This is a genomic window from Nitrososphaerota archaeon, from assembly GCA_027887005.1.
Taxonomy (GTDB): Archaea; Thermoproteota; Nitrososphaeria; order Nitrososphaerales; family Gagatemarchaeaceae; genus UBA183.
In genome coordinates, this window is sequence record JAPCJI010000002.1 from 25,989 (window position 1) to 51,911 (window position 25,923).

Sequence of the window (25,923 nt, forward strand, 5' to 3'; positions counted from 1 at the left end):
TCGCCCTAAGTCAGCAAATAAACGTTCTGAGCGTTACTATGACTTTTCGAAGAAAGTCCTGACCTTGGCGCCGATGACCGCGATCGCGTCGGCCTGGGCCTCCTCGGTCTGGCCGCCGATGTGGGGGGTGAGAATGGTGTTCGGGGCCTTCAGGATTGCGCCCGAGGGGGGCTCGTGCTCGAACACGTCCAGAGCCGCGCCTCCCATCTGCCCGGCGGCCAGGGCGGCTGCCAGACTATCCTCGTCCACGACACCGCCTCTGGACGTGTTGATCAAGAACGCACTCTTCTTCATCCCAGATAGTCTTTCGGAGTCCACCATGTGCCTGCTTTCAGCCGTGAGCGGGACGTGGAGGGTCACGTAGTCCGAGGATGCGAAAAGCTCGTCCAGTAGGACGACGCGGGCGTGCAGCTTCGAAATGACCTCGTCAGGTATTGCAATCACGTCGTAAATCAGGACGTGCATCCCGAGGGTGCCGGCTATCTCGGCGATCCGCCTCCCGATCCTCCCCAGGCCGACGATCCCGAGCGTCTTGCCCTTCAGCTCCGTCCCCATGAGCGAGTTCTTCTCCCACCTGCCGGCTTTGATGCTCTGGTCCGCCTCCACCAGCTTCCTGCTGAGCGCGAGCATCAGGAGGACTACGTGCTCGGAGACAGCCTCCACGAGAGACTCTGGACTGTTGACCACCTGGATTCCCTTGGATTTCGCGTATTCCACGTCCACGTTGTCGAGGCCGGTTCCCGGCCTGGCGACGAGCTTCAGACTAGACGCCCGGTCGATGAGGTCCCTGTCCACCTTGGTCCTGCTCCTGACTATGAGGGCGTCGTACGGTCCGACTGTTTCGAGTAGCTCCTCGCGGGTGATCGAAGGCCGGTAGTCCACGTCGATAGAGTCTCCCAGTGCGAGGCTGTCGACCTCCACCTGGTCGCAGATCAGAATCTTTGTCATGGCATCATTGCGCCCGCCTCAGCCCCTCCCTTGCGGTCTCCGAAACGAGCGATATATCGGTTGAATCCCACGCCCCCTGGTAGGCCAGGGCCGCGAGGGGAGCGCGCTGCGAAACTGCTTGAGATAGAAACTCGAGGACCTTCGCGCCGGGCCTTCCGACCAACTGGGCTCCGAGGACCCCAGAATCGCGTCTATCGTAGACTATCAAGCAGAGGCCTTCGGCTGTAGACATCCTGACCTCCCGGGGGTCGAACCCTTCACCCGTGGCCTCTTCCAGGCTCATCCCTACCGAGGTTAGCCTGACCCCGAAGACCTCGGCCTCGAACCCCAGGTGGAGGCGGAAGTGAACCCTTTGTCCCGAGGCGTTGGCTCCAGCGACCCGTCCCGAAGAGCGGGCGGCCGAGGCCGGGATGATTCCATGAGAGATTCCATCGGGGCGGAGACAGGCGCACTCTCCTGCAGCGAATACTCCCGGCGAACCTGCCTTCAGGAGGGAATCCACCAGGATGGCGCCACTCGAGTCCTGCTCTGCCTGAACCATGGGCACGTTGGGCACCATCGCCGGGACGATGACAAGGAGGTCGCAGGGGATGAGCGACCCTCCGGCCAAGACCGCCTCGACTTCTTCGAGGCCGAGGACTCTTGCGAGCTCCGAGTCCAGGATCGAGACCCCTCTCTCTTCGGCGGCCCCCCGGAGCTGAGACGAGACTTCGGGGTTGAGGAACGCCTGAGGGGCGGGCCGGTTGGTCAGCAGAGTCACCCTCCGCCCGGCGACTGCAAGCCTGTCGGCGACCCTCAGGGCTGGAAGGCCTGAGCCGGAGACAACTACCCTGTGAGCGCCGGGGCGGTCCATCCCCTTCTCTATGAGGGAATCTGGATGGTCGAGGAGGATGACCCCAGCCTTCTTGTGGCCGGGGAAGGGCCTGCGGAGGGGCCTGCATCCAGTCGCGATTACGACGGAATCGAACGCAACGCTGCCCCGAGGAGTCGCCATGTAGGAGGCCCCGACGCTGAGGACCGGCTCCTCAGTCCTGATTTGGACGCCCTGGGACTCGAGCATCGCGACATGTCCTTCTGAGCCGGAGAGCGGGCCCCTCTCGAAAAGGCTGACCTCGTCGCCGTTCGTCGCTGCTTCAGCGCAGGCAGAGAGTCCCGCCCTGCCGCCTCCCACGACGCACACGCGTGTCATCTGACGGACGAGGAAGATTGACGGTTATAACGGGCAGGGGTACGCCGTCGGATGTGCTTGTGGGAGTCGTCGGCAAACCTAATGTCGGGAAGTCCACCTTCTTCGCAGCCGCGACCCTGAAGGACGTTCCGATAGCAGACTACCCTTTCACGACGATACAGCCCAACGTCGGGGTGGCGTACCTCAGGACGAAGTGCGTGTGCAAGGAGATGGGGGTGAAGGACAGGCCGAAGAACTCGGTCTGCGTCGACGGGGCGCGGCTGATTCCGGTGAAGCTCGTCGACGTCGCAGGTCTGGTGGAAGGTGCTTCCGAAGGGAGGGGGCTTGGGAACAAGTTCCTGGACGAGGTGAGGCAGGCAGACGCCCTGATTCACGTTGTGGACGCTTCGGGCTCCACGGACGAAGAAGGGCGGAAGGTCACGCCGGGGTCTCACGACCCGATCAGAGACCTGGAGATGGTCGAGCGCGAGTTCGACCTCTGGGTTTTTGGCCTCCTGAGGAAGGACTGGGAGAGGGCGACCAAGATCCTCGAACAAACAGGGGGGAAGGTGGTGGAGCACGTAGCCGACAGGCTTTCGGGCCTTTCTGTCTCGTTCGCCGACGTTGAGCAGGCGGTCTTGCACCTCCATTTCAGGACCGAGAAGCCGAGCTCCTGGACTGAAGAGCAGCTCATGCAGCTTGTCTTGGAGATCAGGAAGCTGACCAAGCCCTCGCTGATCGCAGCCAACAAGGCCGACCTTCCTACCTCCGCTCCGAACATCGGGCGGCTCAAGGAGACGGGGCGCAATGTGGTTCCGTGCGCTGCGGAGGCTGAACTCCTTCTGCGGAGAGCCGCCGAACATGGCCTCGTTCAGTATGTTCCCGGAGACCCCAGCTTCTCCGTCCCGTCTGCCGAGAAGCTGAGCGCGGCTCAGACAAACGCGCTGAGAATGGTGGACAAGGAGGTGATGAAGATCTACGGCGGGACTGGCGTGCAACAGGCCATAAACGAAGCATACTTCGGCCTGCTAAGCGCCGTAGTCGTGTTCCCGGTCGAGGACGAGGCCAAGCTCTCCAACAAGGACGGGGACGTCCTCCCCGACGCCTTCGTGATGAGGGGAGGGTCGACATCGCTGGACCTGGCCAGGACCGTGCACAGCGAATTGGCGGAGACCTTCCTTTACGCCATCGACGCTAGAACGGGAAAAAGGCTCTCTGCAGACCACAAGCTGGCGAACCGAGATATTGTGAAGATCGTCTCAAGCGGCAAGCGGGGCTAGGGGCTCCGCCTTCTTCTGTTCCGGCCTGAAGACGAGCTTGCTCTTCCTGACGCCGACGTGTCTCAGGTGAGTGACCTTCTTTGCCTCGTTGTAGACGTCGGACGCGACCTTCTGGAGGACGAGCTCCTGGGCAAGCTGGTCGTAGGTGAGGCTTGCAGCCCTCTCGGCGATCACCCTGTCCATTATCACCCTGAGGTCGTGTTTCTTCGAGCTGTTCATCTTGCCCTGAGAGAGGGCGGTGCAGTAGACCCTTACGATAAAGCCGTCCTTGGTGGTGTAGTCCCTGATGAAGTCGGACATGGACGACCCTCTCCTGATCAGGCTTCTGAGGAACTCCCGGGAGTATTCGTGCCCCTTGAAGACCGTGGAGGCTGTCTCGTTCTCCACCTTGTCGATCTGGAAGAAGAGCTTGAAGCTGTAGTGCTGAGGGTCCTGCTTCAGGATGTCGTAGAGGGTGGTCTCTATGACCCGGCCGAGGGGTTTCTCAATGTCTGTTAGGGGGACGCGCGCTATGGGTGCACTTCCAAAGGATGGAGACGCTGTGACTACGACCCAGGACTTCAGCTTCCACTTGTCTCTCACCTTGGCGACTTTCTTCGGCATTCAGAGGCGCCTCGCCCGTGTCCCGTTTATAACCTCATTGCCGCTGGAGCGATTCGACGCCCCCCATGTAGGGGCCCAGGACCTTGGGTATCTTCACGGAGCCGTCCTTCTGCTGGAAGTTCTCGACGAGCGCGACCAGGGTCCTCGTGACGACTGCGGACGAGTTGAGGGTGTGCACCAGGGTCGTTGGGACGTTCTGTTTCTCCCTGTACCGAATCAGGAGGCGGCGGGCCTGGAAATCGGTGACGTTGCTTGCTGAGGCCATCTCCCTGTAGTTCCCCTGGCTAGGGAGCCAGGCTTCCAGGTCGTAGGTCTTTGCGGACATGAACCCAGTGTCGCCGCTGCAGAGCGCGATCACCCTGTAGGGGATCCCCAGGGCCTGGTAGATCTGTTCAGCGTTGGAGACGAGCTCCTCGTGGAGCTTCCAGCTCTCCTCCGGCTTGCTGAAGACGACCTGTTCAACCTTGTAGAACTGGTGGACCCTGAAGATTCCCTTCGTGTCCCTCCCGTGGGCCCCAGCCTCGACCCTGAAGCAGGGACTGAAGCCGCAATACTTGATGGGGAGGTCCGAGGCTTCGAGGATCTCGTCCCTGTGCATCGACACCAGCGGATGCTCTGAGGTGGCGATGAGGTGGAGGTCCTCCCCTTCCAGCTTGTAGATGACCGGTCCGAAGTCGTCCAGGTTGACGACCCCCTCGTAGGAGGACCTGTTCAGCATGAAAGGTGGCTCGACTGCGGTGAACCCCCGGGCCATCAGGAAGTCGAGGGCGTACTGCATTATCGCGTGCTCGAGCTTCACGGCGTCCCCCATCAGGAATGAGAACCTGGCCCCCGCCACTTTGGCTGCCCTCTCCATGTCGACCATTCCCAGGGCCGAAAGGACGTCGATGTGGTCCTTGGGTTTGAAATCGAACTTCGGCTGCTTGCCCCAGGACCTGACGGTCACGTTCTGTGACTCGTCCTTCCCCTCGGGGACGCTATCGTGTAGGATGTTGGGAAGGCTCAGGAGGATCTTGGAAAGGCGGGCGTACCGCTCGTCTGCCCTGGCGTCGAGGTCCTTTATCTCCCTCGGGATGTCCTTGATTTCAGCGAGCTTTGCGTCGATGGATTCGCCCTTCTTCTTCACCGCGGCCACCTCGCCCGTAAGCTCGTTCTGCCTGTGCCTGAGCCTGTCCGCCTCGGTCTTGAGCTTCCTCCAGTCGGCGTCTGCCTGGGCCGCCTCCTCGACGAGAGCGGCTTTCTGGGGGGTTCCCCTCCGCCGGAGGCTCCTGACCACCGATTCAGGGGATTCGCGGATGAGCTTGACGTCCATCAAGGAGAGGGCGGCTCCATGCTCGGAGGCGTCCAACTGTCTCGATAAAAGCCATACCTCCTGAAATAGGGAGACGTCGTTCAGGAGGGAGATGGCTGTCGAAAGCGAGGTAGCCGCAGTCGCTGAGGATATCTGGAAGTTGAGGGACCTCTCTTTGCGGACCACCGAGAAGCGCATCCCCTTCGGCCCTCCCAGGTTGTCGGGCGCGAGGACGTCGTCCAGACTGTCTCGGACCTGTTTGCTGCTGCATCGGACAGACAGTCTGATCTTCGTCAACATTGTGCTGTTCTCTCGTCCACTGCCCTGAGGAACGCCTCGGCCATGCCGACTGGGATCTTGGCGCCTGCGGCCATGGTGTGCCCCCCTCCCACTCCATTCACTGAGTCAGCCGCGTCATGCATGACGAGGGCGAGATTCACATGTCCAGCGTAGAAATCTCCGACCCGGGACGAGATCTTGAGTTCCGAGTCCCCGCTCGAGGCGCATCCGACGACTACCTTGTCCTTGAGCCCCGGCGAGGAAGTCAGGATGGATATGACCGGACCCAGTATCCGTTCGTCGACCAGCCCCTCTCCGTTGACAAACACGAAATTCGGGCGTTGGACCGTCCTAGCTGGCTCGCCTGCGAGGTCGTCGAGGGCCTTGTTCAACCCTGAGCGGTATTCGACAAGGGTCCTCATGGCTGCCTTCAGGGAGTCAGTCCTGTCCCCCAGGCAGACTGCGACCCCTGTCCCCGCGCTCCCCATCCTTCCGCATGCGTTGAGCAGGGTCCCGAATTCTCGTGCGTCCCTGAGGGGGGTGAAGGAGTCCTCGAAGCTGAGGGTATAGACCTCACCCACCAGGCCGGCGATGGCGTCTGTCGCCCCCTCCGCAGAACCCAACATGCCCGCGATCACCTCGGTCAATTTCATCTTCTCGTCAGAGGAGAGCGAGGAGATCGTGCGCCAGGTCCCGCCGTCCTTCAGCTGTAGCCCCGACTGGTGTAGCGCAGCCAGGACCGCGTCCTTGCTGCCGGTCACTCCCCGCATGAAGGGGGTCGATGTGAGCGCCACCGCTTCGTGAACAGGCCGGGTCTCCCTGCCGGTGAACATAAGGTCCTTCGAGACCCCCAGGAGCCCGGCCGACTGGGCCTCTTCCATGGCAGCCCTGTTCAGGCCCGTGAGCGACCTGCCGGGGCCCTGGTCCTGCCTGTCTGCCACTGCGCCGACCACGGCCAGGGGAGAAAGGTCGGTGTTCGAGGGGTCGAGGGAGGATGCGAAGAAGTAGGCCATGGCCGACGAGCACGCCTCGGTCCCCCCGTCGAACCCGTAGGTCCAGGCGTTCACGACCGAGGGCTTCGGCATGTCTTCCTTGGAAAGCTGATGGTGGTCGATGGTCAGGAACCTCCCGTCGATGATGGCTTCGAGTTCGGAAACCAGAGTGGAGGCCAGGTCCGTGAATATGTAGTAGTCGAACTTCTGGTCAGCGAGCGCCCTGATCGTCTTGGGGTCGAGGTCCGGGACTGTCCGAAGGGTGACGTTCCCTCCCTTCCTCATCAGCGAGGTGAAGACGATGGAACCGCTTGCCAGGCCGTCTGCGTCGATGTGAGTCACTACGAGGACCCGTTTGCCGCTGGTGCAGAGCTTCAGGAGCTCGGGGGAGAGAGACCTGTACCTGGTCAGGAGGCCTTCGGTGTCGGCCAACTGGTGCGCCTGGCCTCGCTAGGCGAGCTGGGCGACGACTGCCGTGTACTTGAAGTCCTGCGGGAGGATGCCCTTGCCTCGGTAGAACTTCGATAGCCTATAGATCTTGGCCTCGACGAGTTCGAGTGAATGGACGTTCTCCCTGTCGCTCTTGTGCACCCCCAGGTGCTTCTGGACCCTGTGTGCGCGGTCGATCAGGTCCTGCAGGTCCTGAGGCATCTTGGGCGCGGCCTTCCCTTCGACCAACACTTCGCCGATCGACTTGCCTAGGAGCTGCTTTGCCAGGGGCACGCCGTAGTCGTCCCTGAGGGCGAGGCCTATCTTGCTCGGGGGCACCCCCTCCTTGGCCAGCTTGAGTATGATCGCCTTCACCTCCTCGGGGCTGGTGGCCACCCAGCTTGGCGCAACTTTGCTGGTCGGCCTGGTCTGGTGCGACTTTCCGTGCCTATGAGAGTGAATCCTCGCCAATTCTAGTCGGGGAACAAGTCCCACGAGTTCGGCTCATAAAGGTTGCCCGCGGAATCGGCGTTCAGTCGAGCCTGGCGTACCTTCCTCTGCGCTCGATGTTCCTTAGCTGTCTAATGACCGCCCTGCACCGCTCGGGGCCCGCGACAGTGGAGTACCCCTTGACGAGGCTCGTCAGGGCGAGGGATGAGACTTCGGAGTGGGCGCCGACCAGGGTCTCCTTGATCAGCCTGATGTCGACCGCGTGGTCCTCGAGCCGCGAGGTGTGGAGCGAGAGACCGAAGTCGATGAAGTATAGGTCTCGACCCCTGACGATCATGTTCGCTGTGGTGAGGTCGCCGTGCATTATCCCTGCGCCATGGAGCTTCGCCGCGTTCCTGCCGACGGATTCGAAGAGCCTTGATGCTTCTTTTCCCGAGGCCCGGGAAAGGACGTCCTTCAGCCTGGCTCCGCGGACGAATTCCATGACAAGGGTGGAGCCGGGCGGGTCGACGAGGTAAAGATGGGGGGCAAGCACGCCCGCAGTCCTGGCAGAGTGGATCATCTCGGCCTCGCGCAGGGTCCTGAACCTCCGGATGGCATCGTCCAGGACAGGGTGCCTGTAGGGGAGCGGCTTCCTCAACTTGAACACCGCCTCGAGGCCCTGCCATTTTCCCCTGACAAGGTCCGCCTCGGCGCCCCGATAGATCAGCCGTCCTAGCAGGGGCTCAGCTTCTCCATGGGATGTCGACTGTATCAAGCCTCCAAGATTGGCGGACCGGCGATTCCCGGATTGGCAGCTTGGCTCCGCGGCTGCAGGCCAAAAGCCCGGTCCAGGCGATCTGGGCGCCGCAGTCGCCGGCGTACTCGACGGGGGCGAGGCTGACCGATGCGGAGTGTCTGGCCGCCATGGTCGCGATCATTTCGTTCAGCCGTCTGTTGGCAGCGACCCCTCCGACGATCATGACCTCTTTCTTGCCCGTGAATGCAAGAGCCCTTTCGGTCACCTCTGCGACCATGGCGAAGGCAGTCTCCTGGATCGAATAGCAGAGGTCGTCGAAGCCGGCGCCACCGCTCAACATGTTCTTGGCGGCCGTCAGCAGCCCCGAGAAGGAGACGTCGTTCCCCTTCACCGAGTAGGGAAGCTTGAGGTATTCTGATGACCGTGATGCGGATTCCTCGATCGCTGCGCCGCAGGGGGACGAGAGTCCCGCGTGCCTCCCGAACTGGTCCAGCAGCTGTCCGAGGGTGAGGTCGAGGGTCTCGCCGAGCACCCTCCACTTGCCTGCTGAGAAGGCTATGACCATCGTGTGTCCCCCGGACACGAGGAGTACGACCGGGTCCTTCGAGTGGGAGAGCAGGGCACCCAGTTCGATGTGCCCGACTGCGTGGTTGACCGGGACCAGGGGCTTCCCGAGGGATGCGGCCAGGGTTCGAGCAACCACCGCCCCGACCCTCAAGCAGGGTCCGAGTCCCGGGCCCATCGAATAGCAGACGGCGTCGAGCTCCTCGACGTCCACCCCCGACTTCGCGATGGCTGCGGAGACAACCCCGGGCGCGGACCTGAGGTGGCTCTGGGACGCCTCGAAGGGATGGATGCCGCTCCCGGCTGGGGGCCTGTACACGCTCTTCTCGTTGGAGAGGATCCTCCCCCCGGAGGAAACGACAGAAACGGAGAACGTGTGGGCAGTGCTCTCGACGCCTATTACGTACCGCATCATCGCAAGCTACATCTTTCTGGTCTGCCGGTAGAGGTCGCCGAGGAGGTTGATGAACGGCTTGACCTCGGCCAGGAAATCGTCGAACTTGCCCCGCTCGAAGGTGGTCGTGTGCTTCCCTTTGTCCACCTCTATCTTGGCCGCGAGGAGGATGCCTCCGCTCCGCTCAGGGTTCGACTTCAGCTTCGGGAAGTGGATTAGGGCGCCGAACCCCACCTTCCGCTTGCCCTTGATGAAGACGATGTTGTAGTACATGCTCAGGGTCTTGGTGAACTGGCTCAGCTGTTTCTTCCTGCTTTCGCTCCGCTTTACCTCGTCGAAGTCGGCGCTGGCCAGGGTATCGATCATCTCCTTCAGGACCTTCATCTCGCCTACCTTGTTGGTGTAGCCTGCGTACTCGATCGGCATCTGGTAGACGCTGTGCATTACCGAGTCCCAATCGTCCAGGACTGCGAAAGTCTCCGTATCCAGATTCATCTCACGCTTGAGCTCGTCGGAGAGGATGTCCTCGACTGTCAGCTTCTTTGGCACGCCGAGGGTGCGGAAGACTCACATAGTTATCGATTGCGGAAGATGAATTAGTTGAAGGGACCGGTTCAGTCCGTCGAGGTAAGCTATCTGCTGCATGCCACCGAGGACCCGGCCAGGGTCTCGGCTGCTGTCACGTGGCTGCTTTCAAGGGAGGGGCGGCCGGAGACCGAGGAGCTGGAAGGCCACTTCGGGAACAAGATTGTGCGCGTCAGGTTCCATCTGACGGGAGAAGAGGCGACAGCCGCGGTCTCCAAACTCGCTTCCAGCATGCCCGAGCGCCTGAAAGCGGAGCTTTCTGATCGGCTGGGAGAAATGGTGGACGAGCACTCGGCTCTTTTCATCCGTCTGGACAAGCAGAAGCTCGTCTCCGGAATCCTGGCTGAGGGCTCATTGGACCCGGTAAGGATCAAGGTGAAGCCGAGGGCGTTCCTCCCGAGAGGAAGTGCGAGAGAGTTCTACGCCAAGCTGCTCCTGGGGGAAGCCTAGGCTGTCGAAGAGGTATGTGCTGCTGATGGCCGAAGGCCCCCTGACGGAGGAGGACTGCAAGACGCTCGGACTGATACTCGGCCAGAGGCACGGGAAGGTCAAGGTCATCCCGGTGGCGTCCAACCCCAGGGCCATCATCGTGAAGACGGACAACTCCGTCGCGCCTATCCTTCGGGAATCCAGCGGTCAGATCAGGCTCAGTGGAATGACTCTCGTGACTGTCCTGACGTCCGGGTCCATAGGTAAACTCAAAAGGAGAGCGTCTGGGCCGGGGATGACGGGGAATGGCAAAGTTCCTTAGCGACGAGTACTTCTCCCAGGTTCAAGCCGCACTTTCTCAGGACCCGAAGTGGACGGAGAGCACCAGGGGCGTGAAGACAAGCATCGCCTTCAACGTCACGGATGTCGGCCAGAACCATGTGCTGGGGGTGGAGAACGGAGCGACGACGTTCACGAAGGTGGCGCCGGGGACGCCCGCCGAGTTCTCCTTCGACGGGACCTACGAGACCTGGTCCAAGGTGGTCCGTGGAGAGATGGACCTCCAGTCGGCCGTGCTGAAGGGGCAGCTCAAGTTCAAGGGCTCCATAACCAAGATTCTCATGTACAGGGACAGGTTCATCAGGGTCGCCGAAGTCATGAGGGACGTGCCTAAGGAATTCTAGGCGGGCACGAATACATAGAACGGATTCCCTTCCTTGCTGGTCCTTTCCTCCACCTTCAGCTTCATGCCCACCTTGGCCTTCTCATGAGGGATTCCCTCGAGCCATGCAAGCACTTTCAGGCCCCCCGCGAACTCCCCGATCGCGATGATGTATGGGTCGTTCTCTGCGAAGCTCGCCGGGGTGACTTGCACGTAGGTGTAGGTGACCAGGGTCGCATCGGGACCGACGTCGGCCCATTCGAACTCGTTGCTCATGCACCTGGGACAGTCGGCCTGCGGGGGGAACGTGACCTGGCCGCACTTCTTGCATTTGGTCGTGACGAACCTGCTCTGGCGGAGAGCGTCCCAGAACTCGTGGGTCTTCGAGATCGGGATGTCGAACTTCAGGGTGATGGACCTGCGCGAATGTAGGGCCTGGTCCTGCTCCAACTTCTCAGTTCCTCGATAGGATCGTGACATAGGCGTAGTGTCCGGTACCCCCCACGTTGTGGACGAGTCCGACCCCGTTCTTGATCGGAGCCTGGTGGCTCCCCGCCTCGTTCCTCAGCTGCTTCGTGATCTCCACAGCCATGGAGACGCCGGTCGCCCCTATGGGGTGGCCCTTCGCCTTCAGGCCTCCGTCCAGGTTGACAGGTATCCTTCCGCCGAGCTCGGTCTGCCCCTCCCGGATCATCTTCGCCCCTTCTCCCTTCTTGCAGAAGCCAAGGTCCTCGTAGGCCATGAGCTCGGCGATGGTGAAGCAGTCGTGGCACGTGGCGACGTCGACCATGTCAGGAGTGACCTTGGCCATGGCGTAGGCGCGCTTCGCTGCGTCCACGGACGCCTGAAGGCCGACGAAGTCGGATCGCCTGCTCAGGTTGGCAGAGTCTGACGAGTAGCCGACCCCCTTGATCCAGATCGGCGTGTCCGTCAGGCCCTTGGCCACTTCCTCGGAGGCCAAGATGACGGAGGCAGAGCCGTCGGTCAGAGGGCACGCGTCGTAGAGCTTCAAGGGCCAGGAGACGACCTGCGATCCCATTGCCTTCTCGAGGGTGATTTCCTTCTGGAACTGGGCCAGCGGGTTCATCGCCCCGTAGTGGTGGGCCTTGACCGCCACTCTGGACATGTCCTCCTCCGTGGTGCCGAACTTGTTCATGTGGGCGACCGCGTACAGGGCATAGTAGGCTGGGAAGGTCATCCCGAAGTTCTCGAACTCCCACATGTACGACCCGGCGCGGCCGATCAGTTCGATGGAGGTCAGGGTGTCCACCTCGGTCATCTTTTCGATGCCGACTGCCATGGCGATCTTCGCTTCTCCGCTGAGGATGCTGTTGTAGGCGGTCTTCACAGCCGCGCTCCCGCTGGCGCAGGCCGCCTCGACCCTCATGGTGCCGACCCCGTCGAGGCCCGCATACTCGTTCACTATCACCGCCGGGAGGGACTCCTCGTACCATCCCCCGGCGCTTCCTATGATCACGTTCTGGATGTCCTTCTTGTTGACACCGGCGTCGTCGACGGCTTTCTTGATGGATTCGAATGCGAGCTCTGCGACGTTGACGTCGGTCCTTCTTCCAAACTTCGAGTGCCCTATCCCGACTACGGCAACCCTGTCCAAACTAGCTTCACGCGCCGTCGAGAAGTTCCTTCGAAAGGATCCATCTCTGGACTTCGGAAGTCCCTTCCACTATATCAAGTATCTTCGCGTCGCGCAGATATCTCTCCACCGGGAGCAGTTTGCTGACGCCGTATCCTCCGTGGATCTGGATGGCCCGCTCGCAGGCCCAGACCGCGGTCTCGCTCGAATAGTACTTCGCCATGGCAGCCTCTTTCATGAACTCCTTTCCGCTGTCGTGGATGGTCGCCGCGTGATAGGTCAGTAGCTTTGCAGCGCTGATCCTGGTCGCCATGTCAGCGACCATGAACCTTATCGCCTCGAACTTGGCGAGAGGTCTGTCGAATATCTTCCTCTTGTTGGCGTATGAGAGAGAAGCCTCGAGGGCCGCCTCCGCCACTCCCACCGATGCGGCAGCCGCGCCTATCCTGGACTTGCTCAGGATCGTCATGGCTATCAGGAATCCGTCCCCTTCGTGGCCTATGATATTGGACGAGGGTATCTTGCAGTTCTCGAAGACCAGTTCGGCCGTCGCTGTGCCTCTGGCGCCCATGACTTCGAGCTTCTGGCCTACCCTGAATCCTGGGGTCCCCTTCTCGACAAGGAACGCGGTCACCCCGGCGGCCCCGTCCTCGGCAGTCCCGGTCCGTGCGAAGAAGACCAGGAGGTCTGCGACCAATCCCTGGGTGATGAACATCTTCGATCCGTTGATGACGTAGGAGTCCCCGTCCTTTGTCGCTTTAGTGGAAATGGCCGCGGCGTCAGACCCGGCCCCCGGCTCGGTCAGCCCATAGGCTCCAATCAGCTCGCCTTTGACGAGCCTCGGGAGATACTTCGCCTTCTGTTCGGTTGAGCCGAAGAGCGCGAGGACTCCTCCGGCCAGGCCGTTCTGCACGCCGATCAGAAATCCGGCAGAGACGCTTGCCTTCGATATCTCCTCGCCGATTATGACGGAGGCCATCAGGTCCAGGCCGAGCCCCCCGTACTCCTGGGGGATGAAGGGCCCGAGGAGGCCGTACTCCCCCATCTTCTTGAAGAGCTGCATGGGATACTCATCGTCCCTGTCGATCTTCGCGGCGATGGGGAGGATCTCTCTGGTAGCGAACTCCCGGGCCCACTTCTGGATGTCTGCGTACTCCTGTTTCACATGGATCTCGGGGAAGGAGCTCATAGATGGTTACTTTCTGGATACCATCTCTTCCAGTGGAAGATAACCCTTCCGCTACTCGCCCTTGAAGTCGGGTTCCCTTTTTTCCAGCATGGCAGAAATGCCTTCGCTGGCGTCCTGGGTGGAGAGGAGGAGTCCGAACCCGCTGGCTTCGAAGAGCTGGCCCAGGTCAGTGGGTACCTGGGTCGACAGGTTCAGAGCCTGCTTCGCGAACTTCAGAGATTGAGGGGGTTGCTTCGCGAGCTTCGAAGCGAACTCGGTGACTCCAGCTTCGAATTCCGCCTTCTTGAAGACCCTGTTGACGAGGCCTGCCTTCAACGCCTCGTCCGCCGTCAGCCTCTGGGCGAAGAGCACCATCTCCTTGGCCTTGGGGAGGCCGACGATCCTCGCGAGCCTCTGGGTGCCCCCGGCTCCGGGGAGGATGCCGAGGCGGGTCTCCGTAAGGCCGATCTGGGCGTCCTCGGAGGCGAGCCGGAAGTCGCAGGCCAGAGCGAGCTCGCAGCCCCCTCCAAAGGCGAGGCCGTTTATCGCGGCAACGACAGGCTTGTTGAGCCTCTCCGCCACGGAGAAGGCCTCGAACCATCCCCTGGCGAAGTCGAATATCTTGGCGGGAGAAGAGACATCGAAGCTCGTCAGGTCGGCGCCCGCGCTGAAGGCTCTTTCCCCTTCTCCGCGGATGATGACCACCCGCACCGAAGGGTCGGCTTCGAGGGACCTGAGGGCGGTGACAAGCTCTTGGACCAGCTTCTGAGTTATCGTGTTGAGCCTGTGCGGCCTGTTGAGCACCACCCAGCCGAGTGGCGGAGCCACCCTCACCGCGATTTCTTCCATCTTGGTCTCGCTGGAGGAGTAGTCGTAAAACCCTTTGCCGGCCTTCGTTCCGAGCTTCCCTTCAGCCACCATCCCCACGAGCAGAGCGTCCGGCTTGTAGAACTCCCCTGAAGCTTTCTCGGTGGACCGGAGGCTCGCCACAACCTTGTCGATTCCCCATTTGTCCGCCATCTGAAGGACCCCTTCTGGGAAGCCGAGGCCCAGCTTGACGGACCTGTCAAGGTCCTCCCTCGTGCAGACGCCGTTCCTGATCAGCCACGCAGCTGCGTTTATCGCTGGTGCGAAGACCCTAAGGGGGTCGACCCCCTGACCTGCCTCCTTCGAAATCGTGGGGCGCTCCCATCCTTGGCCGGAGTACTTGTAGAAGCCCTCCCCGGTCTTTTGCCCGAACTTTTTTTCCTCGAACCTCTTCTTGAAGGGCGGGGCCAGGAGGACGTTCGAAGCGTCCCTCATGCTCACGGCCAACCCTGCTTTGTAGATCGTGTCGATCCCGCTGTAGTCGGCAAGCTCGAAGAGCCCCATCGGAAGGCCCACGGCGTAGACCGCCATTGAATCGATCTGTTCGACTGTGGCCTGGTTCCTCTCGACAGTCCAGGCAGCCTCGTTGAGCAGAGGACCGAGTATCCTGTTGACTATGAAGCCCGGGACGTCTTTTCTGCAGAGGACGACCTCCTTCCCGAACCTCTTGCCAAGGGCGACGGCAGTCGCGACAGATTCGTCGGAGCTCTTTTCCCCCCTGACCACCTCGAGCAGGGGCATCAGGAGAGGGGGGTTGAAGAAGTGCATCCCGACGAAGTTCGCCGGGTTCTCCACGGCTCCCGAAATCTCGCCTATTGGCAGGGTGCTCGTGTTTGAGGCGAGTAGGGCCGTTGTCGGCGCCAGCTTTGAAACCCGGCCGAAGAGCTCCTTCTTGATGGAGATCTCCTCGGGTGCGGCTTCGATGACCACGTCCGCGTTCTTCACCGCTTCCTCGAGGTCGACGGTGCCCCTGATCCGGGCGAAGGACTCGTCCGCCATTTGCTGGGTCACAGTCTTCTTCTCCGCGAACTTCGAAAGACTCCAGCGGATCTTCTCCAGGCCGTTCTTGACGAAGGCTTCCCCAATGTCGTAGAGTCGTACCTCGCACCCTGCGAGGGCTGCGACCTCCGCTATCCCGTGCCCCATCACGCCTGCCCCCAGGACGGCTACGACTCTCACGTCTTCAGATTTCATGAGAACGGCCTTCGGCGCAGGGCGCCGTTAATAGGGTTAGCCCGTCATTCCACGACTCGGAGGCGTTTGAGGCGCGAGACCTCCCGCCGCGGGTAGCCCACCGAGCGCATCAGAGAATCCGTGTCCTGTCCCAGCGACGGGGCCCTGGTGAACGGACGAGTTCGCAGCCTGGGCCTGGAGCGGACTGGTCCGTTGAGGACAGTCCCATCTTTCGCTACTCCGACGAGCATCGACATAGAGCGTGCCCAGTTGCTTGTTAGGGCCTCCTCGACGGTGAGCACCGGGGTGGCGCACGTGTCCGCGTGCATCAGTAGGCCTGCCCAGTGGTCTCGTGTCTTGGATGCGAAGATCTGCTTCAGTCTGTCGGCAACCTCTCGCCTCTCCTCGCGCGACCCGAACCGCTTGTGCTCCAGCTCGGGGGCACCCAGCTTGGTCACGAGGTTTCCCCAGAACTCCTCCTCGATGGCGGCCACGGCCATGTACTTTCCGTCCGAGGTCCTGTAGAGATTGTAGTAGGGGGTCGAGCCGAAGACCAGGCTGTGCCCTTCCTTCGGGGGCTTGCCGGTTGCGAGGTAGGCCGAAGCGGGTATGACCATCCAGGCCAGGAGCGATGAGACGATGGGCACGTCCACGTACACCGCCCCCCTCCTCCTGAGCAGCCCTCCCAGGATGGCCACGGCCGCGTACATTCCCGACACCATGTCCCCCAGCTGGAGCAGGGGAACCTGGGCCCTGGAGTGGTATGCGAGGGTGCCCGCCATCGCCTGGAAGTTGATGTCGTGGCCCGGCATGGAGCTCAGCCTGCTTGATTCTCCGTAGGCTGAAATCGAACAGTAGATTATCTTGGAGTTCACCTTCCTCACTTCTTCGAAGGAGAAACCCAGCTTCTTCATGGCACCAGGGCGGAATCCCTCGATGAAGACGTCCGCATCCTTCAGGAGCTTGCGCATTACGGCCTTGCCCTCCTCTGCCTTCAGGTCGATCCCTATGCTGAGCTTGTTCCTGTTGACCGTCGCGTGGACCGGACTGACCCCGTCCTTGGTCGGGGGGGTCGCCCTCATGTAGTCTCCGAGGCCGGGCTGTTCGACCTTGATGACCTCAGCCCCCATGTCTGAGAGGAGCATGGTGCAGAACCCACCAGGCAGAAGGCGGGTCGCGTCGATGACGCGGATGCCGTCCAGGTAACCCACGGCCAGCGGTCAATAGTCCGCAAATAAAGCCTAAATCGTAGCCGCGGAGCGACTGGCTGACGATGAGGTGAACGCCGTCCCAGTCATAGCCCGGGTTAGCTCCATGGGCAGATGATGAACTCGCGACGATACTGAGTCAAGCAATCCCCAGCCTAAATAGAGGGAGGGAGAGCGTCCTCAATCCAATTGGCAAAATCCGTGAGGGTACACGAGGACACACACGCGGCACTGAAGCGGCTCAAAGCGCACAGGAGGGCGGCGAGCCTGGACCAGGTGATCAGAGAGGCGATCAAGGATGCGATGGAGGGAGGTCCGGAGGAGGGCGCTCTCAAGAGAAAGTCGGAGCTGCTTACTTCTTACGCTGAAGGATGAATCGGTAAGACAGAAATACGAACTCGGGAAGGCGGTGAATTCAGCCATGGCCAAATTCGATGGGATAGTTGGAAAAGCGCTCCTCGCGGTCGAAGAAAAGGAAAACGAGCTGACTCTTGTCTTCGCGGACAACAGATATCTGTTCGTGAAGCTCGAAAACGGGAAGCTGAAGTCTGACAGCGTGCCCGAGTAGGGCCTATTCCTTTTCGAGTATCTCGACGGTGCGGCTGCCGCCTAGCAGCGCCTTGAACCTCTCCGCGTCGGCCCTGCTTCCTACGATGGACCCGAAGTGCATGGGCACCACCACCTTCACCTTCATCGCCTTCGCCGCCTCTGCCGCTTCCTCGGCCGTCATTACGTAGGTGCCTGACACGGGCAGGAACGCGACGTCGGTCTCGAGCGCCTCCATCTCAGGGGTGTCATCGCTGTCACCCGAGTGGTAGAAGCGGACCCCGTCGAGGGTGACGACGTAGCCAACTCTTCCGTCAGCCCTTGGATGAAAGACTCTGCCGGGCTCCCGGAACTTGTTCAGGTTGTAGGCAGGCACGGTCTCGATCGTGACTCCCCTGAGTTCGAGCCTGGCCCCGGGCGCCACGAAGACCTTCTCCATCGCGAACTGTCGGAGGGGTTCTTCGCAGACCTTGGGGGCGACGATGGCGGTCGAACCGCTGGTGAACCTCCTAATGTCGTCCGCGTTCAGGTGGTCGCTGTGCTCGTGAGATATCAACAGGAGGTCCGCCTTGTAGTCGCCGCTGGCCTTGTACGGGTCTATGATGACTGTTCTCGAGCCCTGCAGGACGAAGCCGTCGTGCCCGAGCCAGTGGACCTTGATGTTGCGGTAAGTCCACATGCCCGGCTCCCCTATAGTTCGACTGCTTCCTCTTTGATGCCCGTGCGGTCTATGGTGAGCAGGTCGATTCCGTTGCCGCTCATGGCGTCTCGTGCGATTGCGGCCTTGATCGAGCTCACGACGAGGTCCCTGGCCTCCTTCTGGGTCATGGTCGGCGAGTAGCCGGCTTCGACGACGCCGATCGCCATCTCTTCCCCGGTCCCGACTGTAGCATACTGGTCCGATATGACGCTCCCTAGAGGGTCAAGTACATAGACGATGGGCTTGGCGCTGACGCCCCCCAATATCACCTGAGTCAGCAGGGGCGCGTAGCGGTTCTGGAACATGAGCGTCGACATCAGCTTGGCGACGGAGTTCGGCTTCAGAGGCTTCCTCGACTCCAATTCCTTGAGCTTCGAATAGACTGCGACCTCCTTCACAAGGTTCTGCATATCAGCGACCATCCCCGCACAGACCGCGCCGACGGTTTCGGTCACCCTGAAGACCTTCTTGCCCGACTTGCTCCTGACGAAGGAACCGAGGGTGATCCTCCGCTCGGCGCCTAGGACCACGCCGTCCTTGTAGGCGATGCCCACGGCTGTCGCGCCGGGCATGTACTGTTCGTAGGACAAGGTTTCCAAACAGTCCGAAAAGACTCGCCTTTTTAGACATTGTGCTGAAAAATTGACAGAATCAGGCGGATGCTATTGAAACGACCGAACTCCCGGCGTCGGACCTGGTATTGATTCCTCGGGAGGTGAAGAGCTTCGCGACGTAGATACTCGTTTCCAGGTGCTTGGAGACCTCCGCCACGCGCAGGTCCGAAGGGCCCGGAGCAAGCGAGAGAAGCGGGACAAGCATGTCGGCGAGGTTGATGTCGACGCAGGCCCCTGCGGCGGCGGTGGCGAGCATCCCCTGAGCTGCTTCTCTTCCGACTTCCTCGGCTGGCTTACCCCTCGCGCCTAGGGCATCCGCCCCGAGGAAGTAACCGTCCCCTGAGGTCGCGACCAGAATGGAGGACCCAGGAGAGTCGGCAGGTTCTTCGACCACGCGACTGACTCCGACGTTGATGCCTCCTTCTCTGAGGAGGCCCTCGGCGGCCTTCAGTTGTCTCTCTGCGACGCTCCTGGGGAGGAGTGCACAGCGGCTGACGATGTCCACCGGGCCCGGTTTCGGAGAATCAATCATACGGAGGGGACGGAGAGAGACACAGGGTTCCACTTCGACTTTCACCAGTCCGCCGCCCTTAGGGTAGTACCCTCTCCTGCGCACCTCATCGTTGAAGTTGATCCCCATGACTGCGAAGGCCCTCCGGACCACTGCGTCAAAGTAGTCGAGGGTAGGGCTCCATGGGACGTCCGTGCCACCGCGAACCTCGATGGAAAGGCTCGACCGCGAGAGAGCCACTGCGGGGACCACGGTCTGGAGCACGAGGGTGATGCTGGCCGCGGTCTTGGTGTCGATCACCAAGGACCCCAGGCGAGGGGGGCCAGGGACGAAAGAAACGTCGGAGGATCCTTCGACCGCCCCCGTCAGTTCGGATTCGAAGATGTCACCGAGGACTTTCAGGGTGGCGACGTGCTGCCGCCTCAGGCCTGGGACCTCCCTCCCTGCCCTTATCTTGGAAACCCTGATGGGCTTCCCCAGCACGATAGAGAACATCAGGGCAGTGCGTAGTATCTGGCCCCCTCCTTCTCCGTAGGACCCGTCTACCTCGAGGAAGTCCACGCCAATCTCAGGAAAGGGGCGAGGTTAAGAGATGTGGGATTAGGTTCTGGTAACTCTTCTGGAGATGGGGGTCATTCTATCTTCTCCCTGTTAACTGACTGGAGATACGGTTATCTTGGAGCGACTCAGGAGAACGAGCATGGAACCTACAGCCATAGGCATGTTGACTGATTTGGAAGATGCTATCGAGACTCTGGCGGATGAGGTCAAGAAACTCCAAAGAAAGATTGATAGGCAGACCGAAGAGATTGAACGGTTGAAGAGGAAACCGTAGCCCCTTCGAAGTCAGTTTCGCCTTCGAATCTGTGTAGATGATATCATCTACAACGTTTATTATCGAGGCATGGCATATGATACGGAACCAAAAATGTGGCCCCCATCGTTCAAGTAGGACACCGCTACTGGTAATAGCGGAGACGCGAGACCATACCTCGCGGGGGGCCTCCTTTAGTTTTCTACTTGATGGTATCAAATAGGGAGACAAATAGTATTTAGGGATTACGTAGTCGCACTTCATCTCAAGCGCTTCAACTTGCCTTTCTTCGTGGGGAGTTTTATACCACATTTTGTCGCAGGAGAGGGTCGCAAGCACGTTTAGACCCCTACTTCAGCCTCTTTCGAGGCATTCTGGATGATAGTCAGCCATTTGTTTGGCCCTTCAACCTTGATTCCCGCTCTGTCGGCAGGGGTCTCCCCGTTCAAGGCTTCATGGGGTCGGATGAAATTGTGATAAATCTGGAGCCCCTTCAGGATGGGCGTGTCCGCCCTCTTCAGCCCCCTCATCACCTTCTCTCGGTCTCTGATTTCACCGTTCATCCGCTCCATCTTGTTGTTGTGGACGATTCCTTCAAGCGTAATCTCCTTGACATGGACTGGCTTGACATCAGGTCGAGCGTGGGCGAAGTTCTTTATCCAAGCGCGGTGATAGGAAGGTAGCCCGTCCGTGATGAAGGTCACGGGAACCTTGCCCCCCGCCTTCATGCTCTGGGTGAAGAACTGGTTAGTGTTCTGCTTCTTCTTTGTATCCGCGACTTCCTGTGAAATCCAGAAGCGTGTTTCATCATCCATCATAGAGAAGAGATACTTCGGGTCGCCCTTGACCTTGACATACATCTCGTCGGCCCTCCAAGTGTCTGAGACCTGCGGAGTGAATCCCTTCAGGTATTCATCCATCAGGGCAATATACTTCCGAATCCACTTCAGAATGGCCACATGGGAGACCTTGACCCCCTGAAGGCGCAAGGCCTTCTGAGTGTTCCGAAGGCTCTCTCCTGAAAAGTAGAGTTGAATTGCCATAGTGATCGCTTCAGGGCTCGCCCTCATCCGCTCGAATCCAAGATTATTGGTGAACCGAGAGCCACAGTCCTTACAGAGAATCCTCTGGATGTCTCCGCTGTTGTTGTGAAGGATGCCGTCTCTGACGAGTCTCTTGGATGAGCAGGAGAGGCATGACTGATAGTCGAGAGGCACAATCCTCTTGGCGTTCTCTATTCGCCGTCTGATTTGTAGCGAGAGTTCGACCCCGAAGATGTGTTTACACTTCAGGCCTCGGTATGCGAAGTCAGGGCAGGAGCAGTTCCAGCCACCCTCAGTTGAGAGGATTTGATATTCCCCGTTCCCCGACTGAGACCTGACCCGATACTCGTTCTTGTCAATCCGTCTTACGTTGGCCTCGACCCTTGCTATGGCCTGACCCTTCGTCATACGAGAATCAAAAACGGGAGCGGACATCTCTACCACTCCCTCTTGCTCTGTCGGTTCTCTGTCCACGCCTCGAATACGTCCGAATCCATCTCGAAGCGGGCTTGTTCGGTGGTCATTGGTATCCAATGGTATAGGTGGTAAGGTATATATGGGTTCCCATTGGTAGGTATTGGTAATGATGAACAAAGTCATGGTGAGCATGACAGACGATATGCTGAAGGCACTTGAGCAGGAGAGGAAGGCGCGGAAACTAGATTCCGTGCCTGAGACCGTAAGGTCTGTCCTTGGAGAATACTTCAAGGTCAAGGCGGAAACCTGACCGACAATCCATCGGATGAGCAGGCGTATCATGGGCAGATAGTCCTAGTTATGGGATTGCTGGGGTCGCTTGCCTTTGCGGGTCTGATTTTTGTGGTGAGTGTGCCCAGCAGATTCAATGAATCGGTTACGGTTTTTGGCCAGGTTTTCAACCCACAGGGGTACTTGGCAACTCTCATGTTCCTGCTTGGTTCGACGAGTATCTTTTCCCTCGTCGGGAGTCTGGCCTCAGCCCGAGCGAGCGTTTCAGAAGAAAAATGGCTGGGGCGTTTCGGGATAGTCTGTCTGTTCTTTGGCGTGTTGTCTTTCATTTTGGTCGTTCCCTTCCTTACACTTCCTCTCGACGCCAACGTTCCCAACGATATTCTATACCTCGAATTGTTCTTGTTTGGCGTGCTAGGCCTCTTTGGGCTAGGTGGTTTGCTGAAGAAAAGGAAGTAGAGCCCGATAGGCCCCACTATTAGCAAGAGGATGAAAAGGATGACCGTGATGATTCCTACTTCGACTGTGCCAGCCATTCAGCCGACACCTCGGCTGTTAACTCGCTGGAGATGATTTTGACACTTGGGAGAAGTTACCAGTTCCTGGGATTACGTCTTAAATAGACCTCGTCGGTTCGGCCGAATGAAAGGGAATTGCGAGTCGGACTCCTGGTCGGCCGCTTCCAACCATTCCACAACGGTCACCTTGCCGCCGTGAAGTATGCCCTCAAGAGAGTCCAGTACCTCTACGTCGTCGTTGGGAGCGCCCAGAGGAACCACGAGAGGGACAACCCCTTTACCGCAGGCGAGAGGATTACTATGATCAAGTCCGCCCTTGACGGGAACGGCGTCGACCCGTCCAAGTGGATGGCAATCCCCATCGCAGACGCAGATTCGCATTCTCTGTGGGTCTCGACGGTGAAGTCCATGGTCCCGAAGTTTGACATGGTCTTCACCAACGACGCACTTACCTTTTCCCTGTTCAAGGAGGAGAAGATCGGCGTCACCGCAGTTCCCTACCTGGACAGGAAGAAGTACTCCGCAACCAACGTGAGGGACAGGATCCTCGAGAGGAAGGATTGGGAGTCGCTGGTCCCATCCCAGGTGGCAGAGCTGGTCAGGCGTTTTGGAGGTGTCGAACGGGTCAGAGCACTTATGCGGAAGGACCTGACGGGTGGCAGCCATGAGTAGCGAACAGAAGCTGATCATGCTTCCGGGGCCGACCAACGTATCAGACAGGGTGATGAAGGCGATGTTACGCCCGATCATCAACCACAGAGGGGACGCGTTCCGCGACCTGTGCAGGGGCCTGCTCGAGAAGGAACGACACCTCTTCCAGACCAAAGGAGAGGTCCTCGTCCTTTCATCGTCAGGGACAGGAGGAGTGGAGGCAGCGGTGTGGAATCTAATCAGGGACGGGGACGTGGCAGTCGTGCCCGTGTACGGCGAGTTCAGCAGCAGGCTCGCGGAGACGGTGGAAATGGCGGGAGGAAGGGCGGTCGAAGTCAGATCTGATTTCGGCAAGGCGCCCACGCTTGACCAGCTGCGGAAGGCGATGGACGAACTTGGAACCTTCAAGGCCATGTTCATGGTACATAATGAAACGAGCACAGGCGTCGCGATTCCCTACGTGAAGGAAGCCTGTAAGATGGCTCAGGAGCACGGAGCGCTCGTTGTGATCGACGCGATATCCAGCCTGGGAGGCTACGCGATTCCCGTGGATGAGTGGGGGGTGGACCTCTGCATTACCGGGAGCCAAAAGTGCATTGCTGCCCCGCCCGGCCTGGCCCTGCTCTCTGTGGGCGGCAGGGTCGTCGAGTTCCTGAAGGGGTCGCCTCCCAAGACGCGCTACTTCGAAATCCCAAGGTACCTGGAATACGGGGCCAGAGGAGAGACCCCGTTCACCCCGGCGCTCCCTCTCTTCTATGCCCTGGACGAGGCCCTCAGCGAGCTGCTCGAGGAGGGACTGACCAAGAGGGTCCAGAGGCACGACGCGATGGCAGCCAGGCTCTACGACGGCCTCGCGGGGCTGGGGGTCATGCCTGTCGCCGACAGGGATGTCAGGTCGAAGACTGTGGTCGCTTCTTACTACCCCAAGGGGGTAGACGACTCGGCCTTCAGGAAGGCTTTGGCCCAGGAGAAGGGAATCGTCGTAGGCGGCGGGTTTGGACCCTTCAAGGGCAAGGTGTTCAGGGTGGGTTGCATGGGGCAGATCAATGAGAGTTACGTCGACAGGACACTGAAGGGAATCGGCGAGGTCCTGGGAAAGACCCGCGACCCGTGAAAGTCTATAAACCCAATCACAGGGTCGCTGAAAGCCAATGACGCTTGAGAAAGGGACGCTGATTTTTGCCAACTACACCGCGAAGGTGAAGGACACCGGGGAGGCGATTGAAACGACCGTCGAGGACGAAGCCAAGAAGCTGAAGATCTACGACGCTACCAGGAAGTACGAGCCACGGCTCGTCGCAGTCGGGGAGGGCTGGTTGATATCCGGACTGGACGACGAGGTCAAGGACCTGGAGGTTGGCCAGCGCAGGGAGATCGAGCTTTCTCCGGGCAAAGCCTACGGCGTGCGTGACCCAACGCAGACGAGGATGGTCCCACTCCGGAAGTTCGGCGAAAGGGAGCGTGAACTGGAGGTGGGGGACAGCGTAGAGCTCGACAACAGGGTGGGGATCGTGAGGTTCATCGGGTCGGGAAGGGCCCAAGTGGACTTCAACCACAGGCTCGCGGGGAAGTCGATAGTCTACGACTTCGAAGTCATGAAGAAGCTCGAGTCAGACCAGGACAAGCTCAGGGCCCTGATCGACAGAAGGCTTGGCGGCGAAGGGGGCAAGGTCACCTTCGAGCTCGGGCCGAAGACGCTCGATGTCGTAATCCCGGAGGACCTTTTCCTCCTGGAAGGGTTGCAGATAATCAAGCGCGGGATATCGAACGACGTGTTCAAGTTCATTCCTATGGTGGCGGAGCTGACCTTCGTCGAGAAGTTCGTCAACGAAAAGGCACAGGAGAGGAAGGAAGAGGTTGCCCCTGAAAAGACCGAGGCGCCCGCCGAGCCCGCTCCGAAGCCCCGAAGGAAGAAGGCGGCTCCGGCGTCGCCCGCCTAGATAACTCCGGTCGAAGTCGCCAGCTCGGTCGCCGAGCGCCTGGTCAACTTCCTTCTGGAAAGGATCGTGTAGCGGTCCGGTCGTATTGAGCTCGCTTTGACGAGCGATTCGACGACTTCGGCGCTCCCGACGCCGAGCTCAGAGGAGGTCACGGGAGCGTTGACGTTCTTCAGTGCCGAGCGCACGGCCTTCCAGTCCAAGCGGTGGAGCTTCGCCATCATTATCGTCCCGATTCCGCACTTCTCTCCATGAAGGCCCGAATCCGGCGCCAAGATGTCGAGGTAGTGGCTGAACAGGTGCTCCGAGCCGCTGCAGGGCCTGGAGCTGCCGGCTATCCCCGCGGCCACCCCGGTGCTGATCAGGGCCTCGACAAGGTCCCGGACGCTGTCGCGGCCGAACCTCCCTATCCGCTTCGAGCCGTCAATGACCACGCTCGCGCTCATCAGGGCGAGGCTGGCCGCGTAGCTTCCGTAGTACTCACCGTTCACTCTGTGGGCCAGCTGCCAGTCCTTGACCGCCGTCAGCTTTGACACCAGGTCCCCGCAGCCAGAAGCGAGCAGCCTCCGAGGAGCCGAGGCGATGATGTCGATGTCAGCCAGGATGCCCAGAGGGGGCTTCGCCATCACTGAGTAGGGGCGGTCGAGTCCCTTCAGGGACGCGAAGGGGCTGGAAATCCCGTCGTGCGAAGCGCTCGTGGGCACTGAATAGAAGGGGAGGTGAAGGCGGAAAGCGGCGAGCTTCCCCACGTCGACGCTCTTTCCCCCACCTACGCCGATGATGCACCCGGCCCCCGCGCTCTTCTGCATGACCGTATCCACGTTCGCGACATCGGCAGCGGCGACGTCTACCCAGACTCCCCGGCCGTCAATGGCATCGTCCACGGCCTGCCTCACCTTTGCCTGAACGTTCGAACCGGAGGCGATGACCAGCTTCTTTGTCCCCGCCGACTCTTCGATGAATTCCCCGAGCTTTGTAATGACGCCGTCCCCGATTAGCACCTTCGTCGGGAGCTCCATCAGGTGGAAGTTGGAATCCACGTTCAGCGAAGATGTCAGT

31 protein-coding genes are annotated in these 25,923 nt (G+C 60.2%); 11 read left to right on the top strand and 20 right to left on the bottom strand.

Annotated elements, in window-relative coordinates; translation table 11 throughout:
• Positions 1-36 precede the first annotated feature (36 nt).
• Together OK438_02145 and OK438_02150 are read right to left on the bottom strand one after the other, a co-directional pair.
• Entirely contained in the window at positions 37-948 is a 912-nt protein-coding gene (locus OK438_02145) for a hydroxyacid dehydrogenase (protein ID MDA4124243.1), read from the bottom strand.
• 4 nt (positions 949-952) lie between these two features.
• On the bottom strand, positions 953-2,137 hold the full coding sequence (locus OK438_02150; GenBank protein ID MDA4124244.1) for an NAD(P)/FAD-dependent oxidoreductase: 1,185 nt from the start codon (positions 2,135-2,137) through the stop codon (positions 953-955).
• A 53-nt stretch (positions 2,138-2,190) separates the two neighbouring features.
• Here OK438_02150 and OK438_02155 point away from each other — a divergent pair, with 53 nt between their 5' ends.
• Complete coding sequence (locus OK438_02155; GenBank protein ID MDA4124245.1) at positions 2,191-3,396, top strand: redox-regulated ATPase YchF; 1,206 nt, start codon at positions 2,191-2,193, stop codon at positions 3,394-3,396.
• Here OK438_02155 and OK438_02160 read toward each other — a convergent pair.
• The 7 genes from OK438_02160 to OK438_02190 all read right to left on the bottom strand — a co-directional run bounded on the left by OK438_02160 (position 3,376) and on the right by OK438_02190 (position 9,686).
• Positions 3,376-3,999: a 30S ribosomal protein S3ae gene (locus tag OK438_02160; GenBank protein ID MDA4124246.1), complete on the bottom strand. Its 624-nt coding sequence runs from the start codon at positions 3,997-3,999 to the stop codon at positions 3,376-3,378. The genes OK438_02155 and OK438_02160 overlap by 21 nt on opposite strands.
• Positions 4,000-4,033: 34 nt before the next feature.
• Positions 4,034-5,590 (bottom strand): serine--tRNA ligase, encoded by a 1,557-nt coding sequence (serS, locus tag OK438_02165; GenBank protein MDA4124247.1) that lies wholly within the window; start codon positions 5,588-5,590, stop codon positions 4,034-4,036.
• Positions 5,584-6,993: a DHH family phosphoesterase gene (locus OK438_02170; GenBank protein ID MDA4124248.1), complete on the bottom strand. Its 1,410-nt coding sequence runs from the start codon at positions 6,991-6,993 to the stop codon at positions 5,584-5,586. The genes serS and OK438_02170 overlap by 7 nt, the downstream gene beginning before the upstream one ends.
• An 18-nt stretch (positions 6,994-7,011) precedes the next feature.
• A complete protein-coding gene (locus OK438_02175) occupies positions 7,012-7,461 on the bottom strand; it encodes a 30S ribosomal protein S15 (GenBank protein ID MDA4124249.1) in 450 nt (149 codons plus the stop codon).
• 61 nt (positions 7,462-7,522) lie between these two features.
• Positions 7,523-8,197: a Kae1-associated kinase Bud32 gene (locus OK438_02180; protein MDA4124250.1), complete on the bottom strand. Its 675-nt coding sequence runs from the start codon at positions 8,195-8,197 to the stop codon at positions 7,523-7,525.
• On the bottom strand, positions 8,166-9,158 hold the full coding sequence (kae1, locus tag OK438_02185; protein MDA4124251.1) for a KEOPS complex N(6)-L-threonylcarbamoyladenine synthase Kae1: 993 nt from the start codon (positions 9,156-9,158) through the stop codon (positions 8,166-8,168). The genes OK438_02180 and kae1 overlap by 32 nt, the downstream gene beginning before the upstream one ends.
• A 6-nt stretch (positions 9,159-9,164) precedes the next feature.
• Positions 9,165-9,686 (bottom strand): hypothetical protein, encoded by a 522-nt coding sequence (locus OK438_02190; GenBank protein ID MDA4124252.1) that lies wholly within the window; start codon positions 9,684-9,686, stop codon positions 9,165-9,167.
• Positions 9,687-9,737: 51 nt separating this feature from the next.
• Here OK438_02190 and OK438_02195 point away from each other — a divergent pair, with 51 nt between their 5' ends.
• The 3 genes from OK438_02195 to OK438_02205 are packed head-to-tail and all read left to right on the top strand — an operon-like array spanning position 9,738 to position 10,834.
• Positions 9,738-10,172 carry a hypothetical protein gene (locus OK438_02195; protein MDA4124253.1) on the top strand — a complete coding sequence of 145 codons (435 nt, stop codon included), beginning with the start codon at positions 9,738-9,740 and terminating at the stop codon, positions 10,170-10,172.
• A gap of 25 nt (positions 10,173-10,197) precedes the next feature.
• The gene (locus OK438_02200) at positions 10,198-10,473 is read left to right on the top strand and encodes a hypothetical protein (protein MDA4124254.1); all 276 of its coding nucleotides are present in this window, start codon (positions 10,198-10,200) and stop codon (positions 10,471-10,473) included.
• On the top strand, positions 10,457-10,834 hold the full coding sequence (locus OK438_02205) for an SCP2 sterol-binding domain-containing protein (GenBank protein ID MDA4124255.1): 378 nt from the start codon (positions 10,457-10,459) through the stop codon (positions 10,832-10,834). The genes OK438_02200 and OK438_02205 overlap by 17 nt, the downstream gene beginning before the upstream one ends.
• Here the strand turns inward: OK438_02205 and OK438_02210 are convergent.
• The 5 genes from OK438_02210 to OK438_02230 are packed head-to-tail and all read right to left on the bottom strand — an operon-like array spanning position 10,831 to position 16,825.
• Positions 10,831-11,262 (bottom strand): Zn-ribbon domain-containing OB-fold protein, encoded by a 432-nt coding sequence (locus tag OK438_02210; protein ID MDA4124256.1) that lies wholly within the window; start codon positions 11,260-11,262, stop codon positions 10,831-10,833. The genes OK438_02205 and OK438_02210 overlap by 4 nt on opposite strands.
• A gap of 4 nt (positions 11,263-11,266) precedes the next feature.
• Complete coding sequence (locus OK438_02215) at positions 11,267-12,427, bottom strand: thiolase domain-containing protein (protein MDA4124257.1); 1,161 nt, start codon at positions 12,425-12,427, stop codon at positions 11,267-11,269.
• A 7-nt stretch (positions 12,428-12,434) separates the two neighbouring features.
• A complete protein-coding gene (locus OK438_02220) occupies positions 12,435-13,595 on the bottom strand; it encodes an acyl-CoA dehydrogenase family protein (GenBank protein ID MDA4124258.1) in 1,161 nt (386 codons plus the stop codon).
• Between the two features lie 51 nt (positions 13,596-13,646).
• Positions 13,647-15,635, bottom strand: coding sequence for an enoyl-CoA hydratase-related protein (locus tag OK438_02225; protein MDA4124259.1), 1,989 nt, complete (start codon positions 15,633-15,635; stop codon positions 13,647-13,649).
• Positions 15,636-15,679: 44 nt separating this feature from the next.
• Positions 15,680-16,825: a CoA transferase gene (locus OK438_02230; GenBank protein ID MDA4124260.1), complete on the bottom strand. Its 1,146-nt coding sequence runs from the start codon at positions 16,823-16,825 to the stop codon at positions 15,680-15,682.
• A gap of 186 nt (positions 16,826-17,011) precedes the next feature.
• On the opposite strand from OK438_02230, the gene OK438_02235 reads away from it, so the two are divergent.
• Together OK438_02235 and OK438_02240 are read left to right on the top strand one after the other, a co-directional pair.
• Positions 17,012-17,197: a hypothetical protein gene (locus tag OK438_02235; GenBank protein ID MDA4124261.1), complete on the top strand. Its 186-nt coding sequence runs from the start codon at positions 17,012-17,014 to the stop codon at positions 17,195-17,197.
• A gap of 46 nt (positions 17,198-17,243) precedes the next feature.
• Positions 17,244-17,390: a hypothetical protein gene (locus OK438_02240; protein ID MDA4124262.1), complete on the top strand. Its 147-nt coding sequence runs from the start codon at positions 17,244-17,246 to the stop codon at positions 17,388-17,390.
• Between the two features lie 3 nt (positions 17,391-17,393).
• On the opposite strand, the gene OK438_02245 is transcribed toward OK438_02240, so the two are convergent.
• The 3 genes from OK438_02245 to rtcA form a co-directional block, all read right to left on the bottom strand.
• Positions 17,394-18,047, bottom strand: a complete 654-nt coding sequence (locus tag OK438_02245; GenBank protein MDA4124263.1) for an MBL fold metallo-hydrolase — start codon at positions 18,045-18,047, stop codon at positions 17,394-17,396.
• A gap of 11 nt (positions 18,048-18,058) precedes the next feature.
• Positions 18,059-18,640, bottom strand: coding sequence for a proteasome subunit beta (locus OK438_02250; protein MDA4124264.1), 582 nt, complete (start codon positions 18,638-18,640; stop codon positions 18,059-18,061).
• Positions 18,641-18,719: 79 nt separating this feature from the next.
• A complete protein-coding gene (rtcA, locus tag OK438_02255; protein MDA4124265.1) occupies positions 18,720-19,754 on the bottom strand; it encodes an RNA 3'-terminal phosphate cyclase in 1,035 nt (344 codons plus the stop codon).
• Between the two features lie 139 nt (positions 19,755-19,893).
• Here rtcA and OK438_02260 point away from each other — a divergent pair, with 139 nt between their 5' ends.
• Positions 19,894-20,028: a hypothetical protein gene (locus tag OK438_02260; protein MDA4124266.1), complete on the top strand. Its 135-nt coding sequence runs from the start codon at positions 19,894-19,896 to the stop codon at positions 20,026-20,028.
• 320 nt (positions 20,029-20,348) lie between these two features.
• Here the strand turns inward: OK438_02260 and OK438_02265 are convergent, their stop codons facing one another.
• A complete protein-coding gene (locus OK438_02265) occupies positions 20,349-21,458 on the bottom strand; it encodes a DDE-type integrase/transposase/recombinase (protein ID MDA4124267.1) in 1,110 nt (369 codons plus the stop codon).
• A 175-nt stretch (positions 21,459-21,633) separates the two neighbouring features.
• Here OK438_02265 and OK438_02270 point away from each other — a divergent pair, with 175 nt between their 5' ends.
• Positions 21,634-21,777, top strand: coding sequence for a hypothetical protein (locus tag OK438_02270; protein ID MDA4124268.1), 144 nt, complete (start codon positions 21,634-21,636; stop codon positions 21,775-21,777).
• 28 nt (positions 21,778-21,805) lie between these two features.
• Here the strand turns inward: OK438_02270 and OK438_02275 are convergent, their stop codons facing one another.
• On the bottom strand, positions 21,806-22,294 hold the full coding sequence (locus tag OK438_02275; protein MDA4124269.1) for a hypothetical protein: 489 nt from the start codon (positions 22,292-22,294) through the stop codon (positions 21,806-21,808).
• A 117-nt stretch (positions 22,295-22,411) separates the two neighbouring features.
• Between OK438_02275 and OK438_02280 the strand changes: the two genes are divergently transcribed.
• Genes OK438_02280 through OK438_02290 form a run of 3 tightly spaced genes read left to right on the top strand, consistent with a single transcriptional unit; the run spans position 22,412 to position 24,867 of the window.
• Positions 22,412-22,948, top strand: a complete 537-nt coding sequence (locus tag OK438_02280) for a nicotinamide-nucleotide adenylyltransferase (GenBank protein MDA4124270.1) — start codon at positions 22,412-22,414, stop codon at positions 22,946-22,948.
• Positions 22,941-24,041, top strand: a complete 1,101-nt coding sequence (locus OK438_02285; GenBank protein ID MDA4124271.1) for an alanine--glyoxylate aminotransferase family protein — start codon at positions 22,941-22,943, stop codon at positions 24,039-24,041. Before OK438_02280 ends, OK438_02285 begins: the two co-directional genes overlap by 8 nt.
• 37 nt (positions 24,042-24,078) lie before the next feature.
• Positions 24,079-24,867, top strand: coding sequence for an FKBP-type peptidyl-prolyl cis-trans isomerase (locus OK438_02290; protein MDA4124272.1), 789 nt, complete (start codon positions 24,079-24,081; stop codon positions 24,865-24,867).
• Here OK438_02290 and OK438_02295 read toward each other — a convergent pair.
• Positions 24,864-25,904: an NAD(P)-dependent glycerol-1-phosphate dehydrogenase gene (locus OK438_02295; GenBank protein ID MDA4124273.1), complete on the bottom strand. Its 1,041-nt coding sequence runs from the start codon at positions 25,902-25,904 to the stop codon at positions 24,864-24,866. The two genes, OK438_02290 and OK438_02295, sit on opposite strands and share 4 nt — an antisense overlap.
• Positions 25,905-25,923: the final 19 nt, after the last annotated feature.

Excerpts from the sequence above, each read along its gene's own strand:
- OK438_02150 (MDA4124244.1), bottom strand. The coding sequence starts at position 2,137 with ATGACACGCGTGTGCGTCGTGGGAGGCGGCAGGGCGGGACTCTCTGCC.
- OK438_02245 (MDA4124263.1), bottom strand. The coding sequence starts at position 18,047 with ATGTGGACTTACCGCAACATCAAGGTCCACTGGCTCGGGCACGACGGC.
- OK438_02250 (MDA4124264.1), bottom strand. The coding sequence starts at position 18,640 with ATGCCCGGCGCGACAGCCGTGGGCATCGCCTACAAGGACGGCGTGGTC.
- OK438_02285 (MDA4124271.1), top strand. The coding sequence starts at position 22,941 with ATGAGTAGCGAACAGAAGCTGATCATGCTTCCGGGGCCGACCAACGTA.
- OK438_02220 (MDA4124258.1), bottom strand. The coding sequence starts at position 13,595 with ATGAGCTCCTTCCCCGAGATCCATGTGAAACAGGAGTACGCAGACATC.
- kae1 (MDA4124251.1), bottom strand. The coding sequence starts at position 9,158 with ATGATGCGGTACGTAATAGGCGTCGAGAGCACTGCCCACACGTTCTCC.
- OK438_02265 (MDA4124267.1), bottom strand. The coding sequence starts at position 21,458 with ATGACGAAGGGTCAGGCCATAGCAAGGGTCGAGGCCAACGTAAGACGG.
- OK438_02225 (MDA4124259.1), bottom strand. The coding sequence starts at position 15,635 with ATGAAATCTGAAGACGTGAGAGTCGTAGCCGTCCTGGGGGCAGGCGTG.
- OK438_02290 (MDA4124272.1), top strand. The coding sequence starts at position 24,079 with ATGACGCTTGAGAAAGGGACGCTGATTTTTGCCAACTACACCGCGAAG.
- OK438_02260 (MDA4124266.1), top strand. The coding sequence starts at position 19,894 with ATGGAACCTACAGCCATAGGCATGTTGACTGATTTGGAAGATGCTATC.
- serS (MDA4124247.1), bottom strand. The coding sequence starts at position 5,590 with ATGTTGACGAAGATCAGACTGTCTGTCCGATGCAGCAGCAAACAGGTC.
- OK438_02200 (MDA4124254.1), top strand. The coding sequence starts at position 10,198 with ATGGCCGAAGGCCCCCTGACGGAGGAGGACTGCAAGACGCTCGGACTG.
- OK438_02160 (MDA4124246.1), bottom strand. The coding sequence starts at position 3,999 with ATGCCGAAGAAAGTCGCCAAGGTGAGAGACAAGTGGAAGCTGAAGTCC.
- OK438_02145 (MDA4124243.1), bottom strand. The coding sequence starts at position 948 with ATGACAAAGATTCTGATCTGCGACCAGGTGGAGGTCGACAGCCTCGCA.
- OK438_02270 (MDA4124268.1), top strand. The coding sequence starts at position 21,634 with ATGATGAACAAAGTCATGGTGAGCATGACAGACGATATGCTGAAGGCA.
- OK438_02240 (MDA4124262.1), top strand. The coding sequence starts at position 17,244 with ATGGCCAAATTCGATGGGATAGTTGGAAAAGCGCTCCTCGCGGTCGAA.
- OK438_02275 (MDA4124269.1), bottom strand. The coding sequence starts at position 22,294 with ATGGCTGGCACAGTCGAAGTAGGAATCATCACGGTCATCCTTTTCATC.
- OK438_02205 (MDA4124255.1), top strand. The coding sequence starts at position 10,457 with ATGGCAAAGTTCCTTAGCGACGAGTACTTCTCCCAGGTTCAAGCCGCA.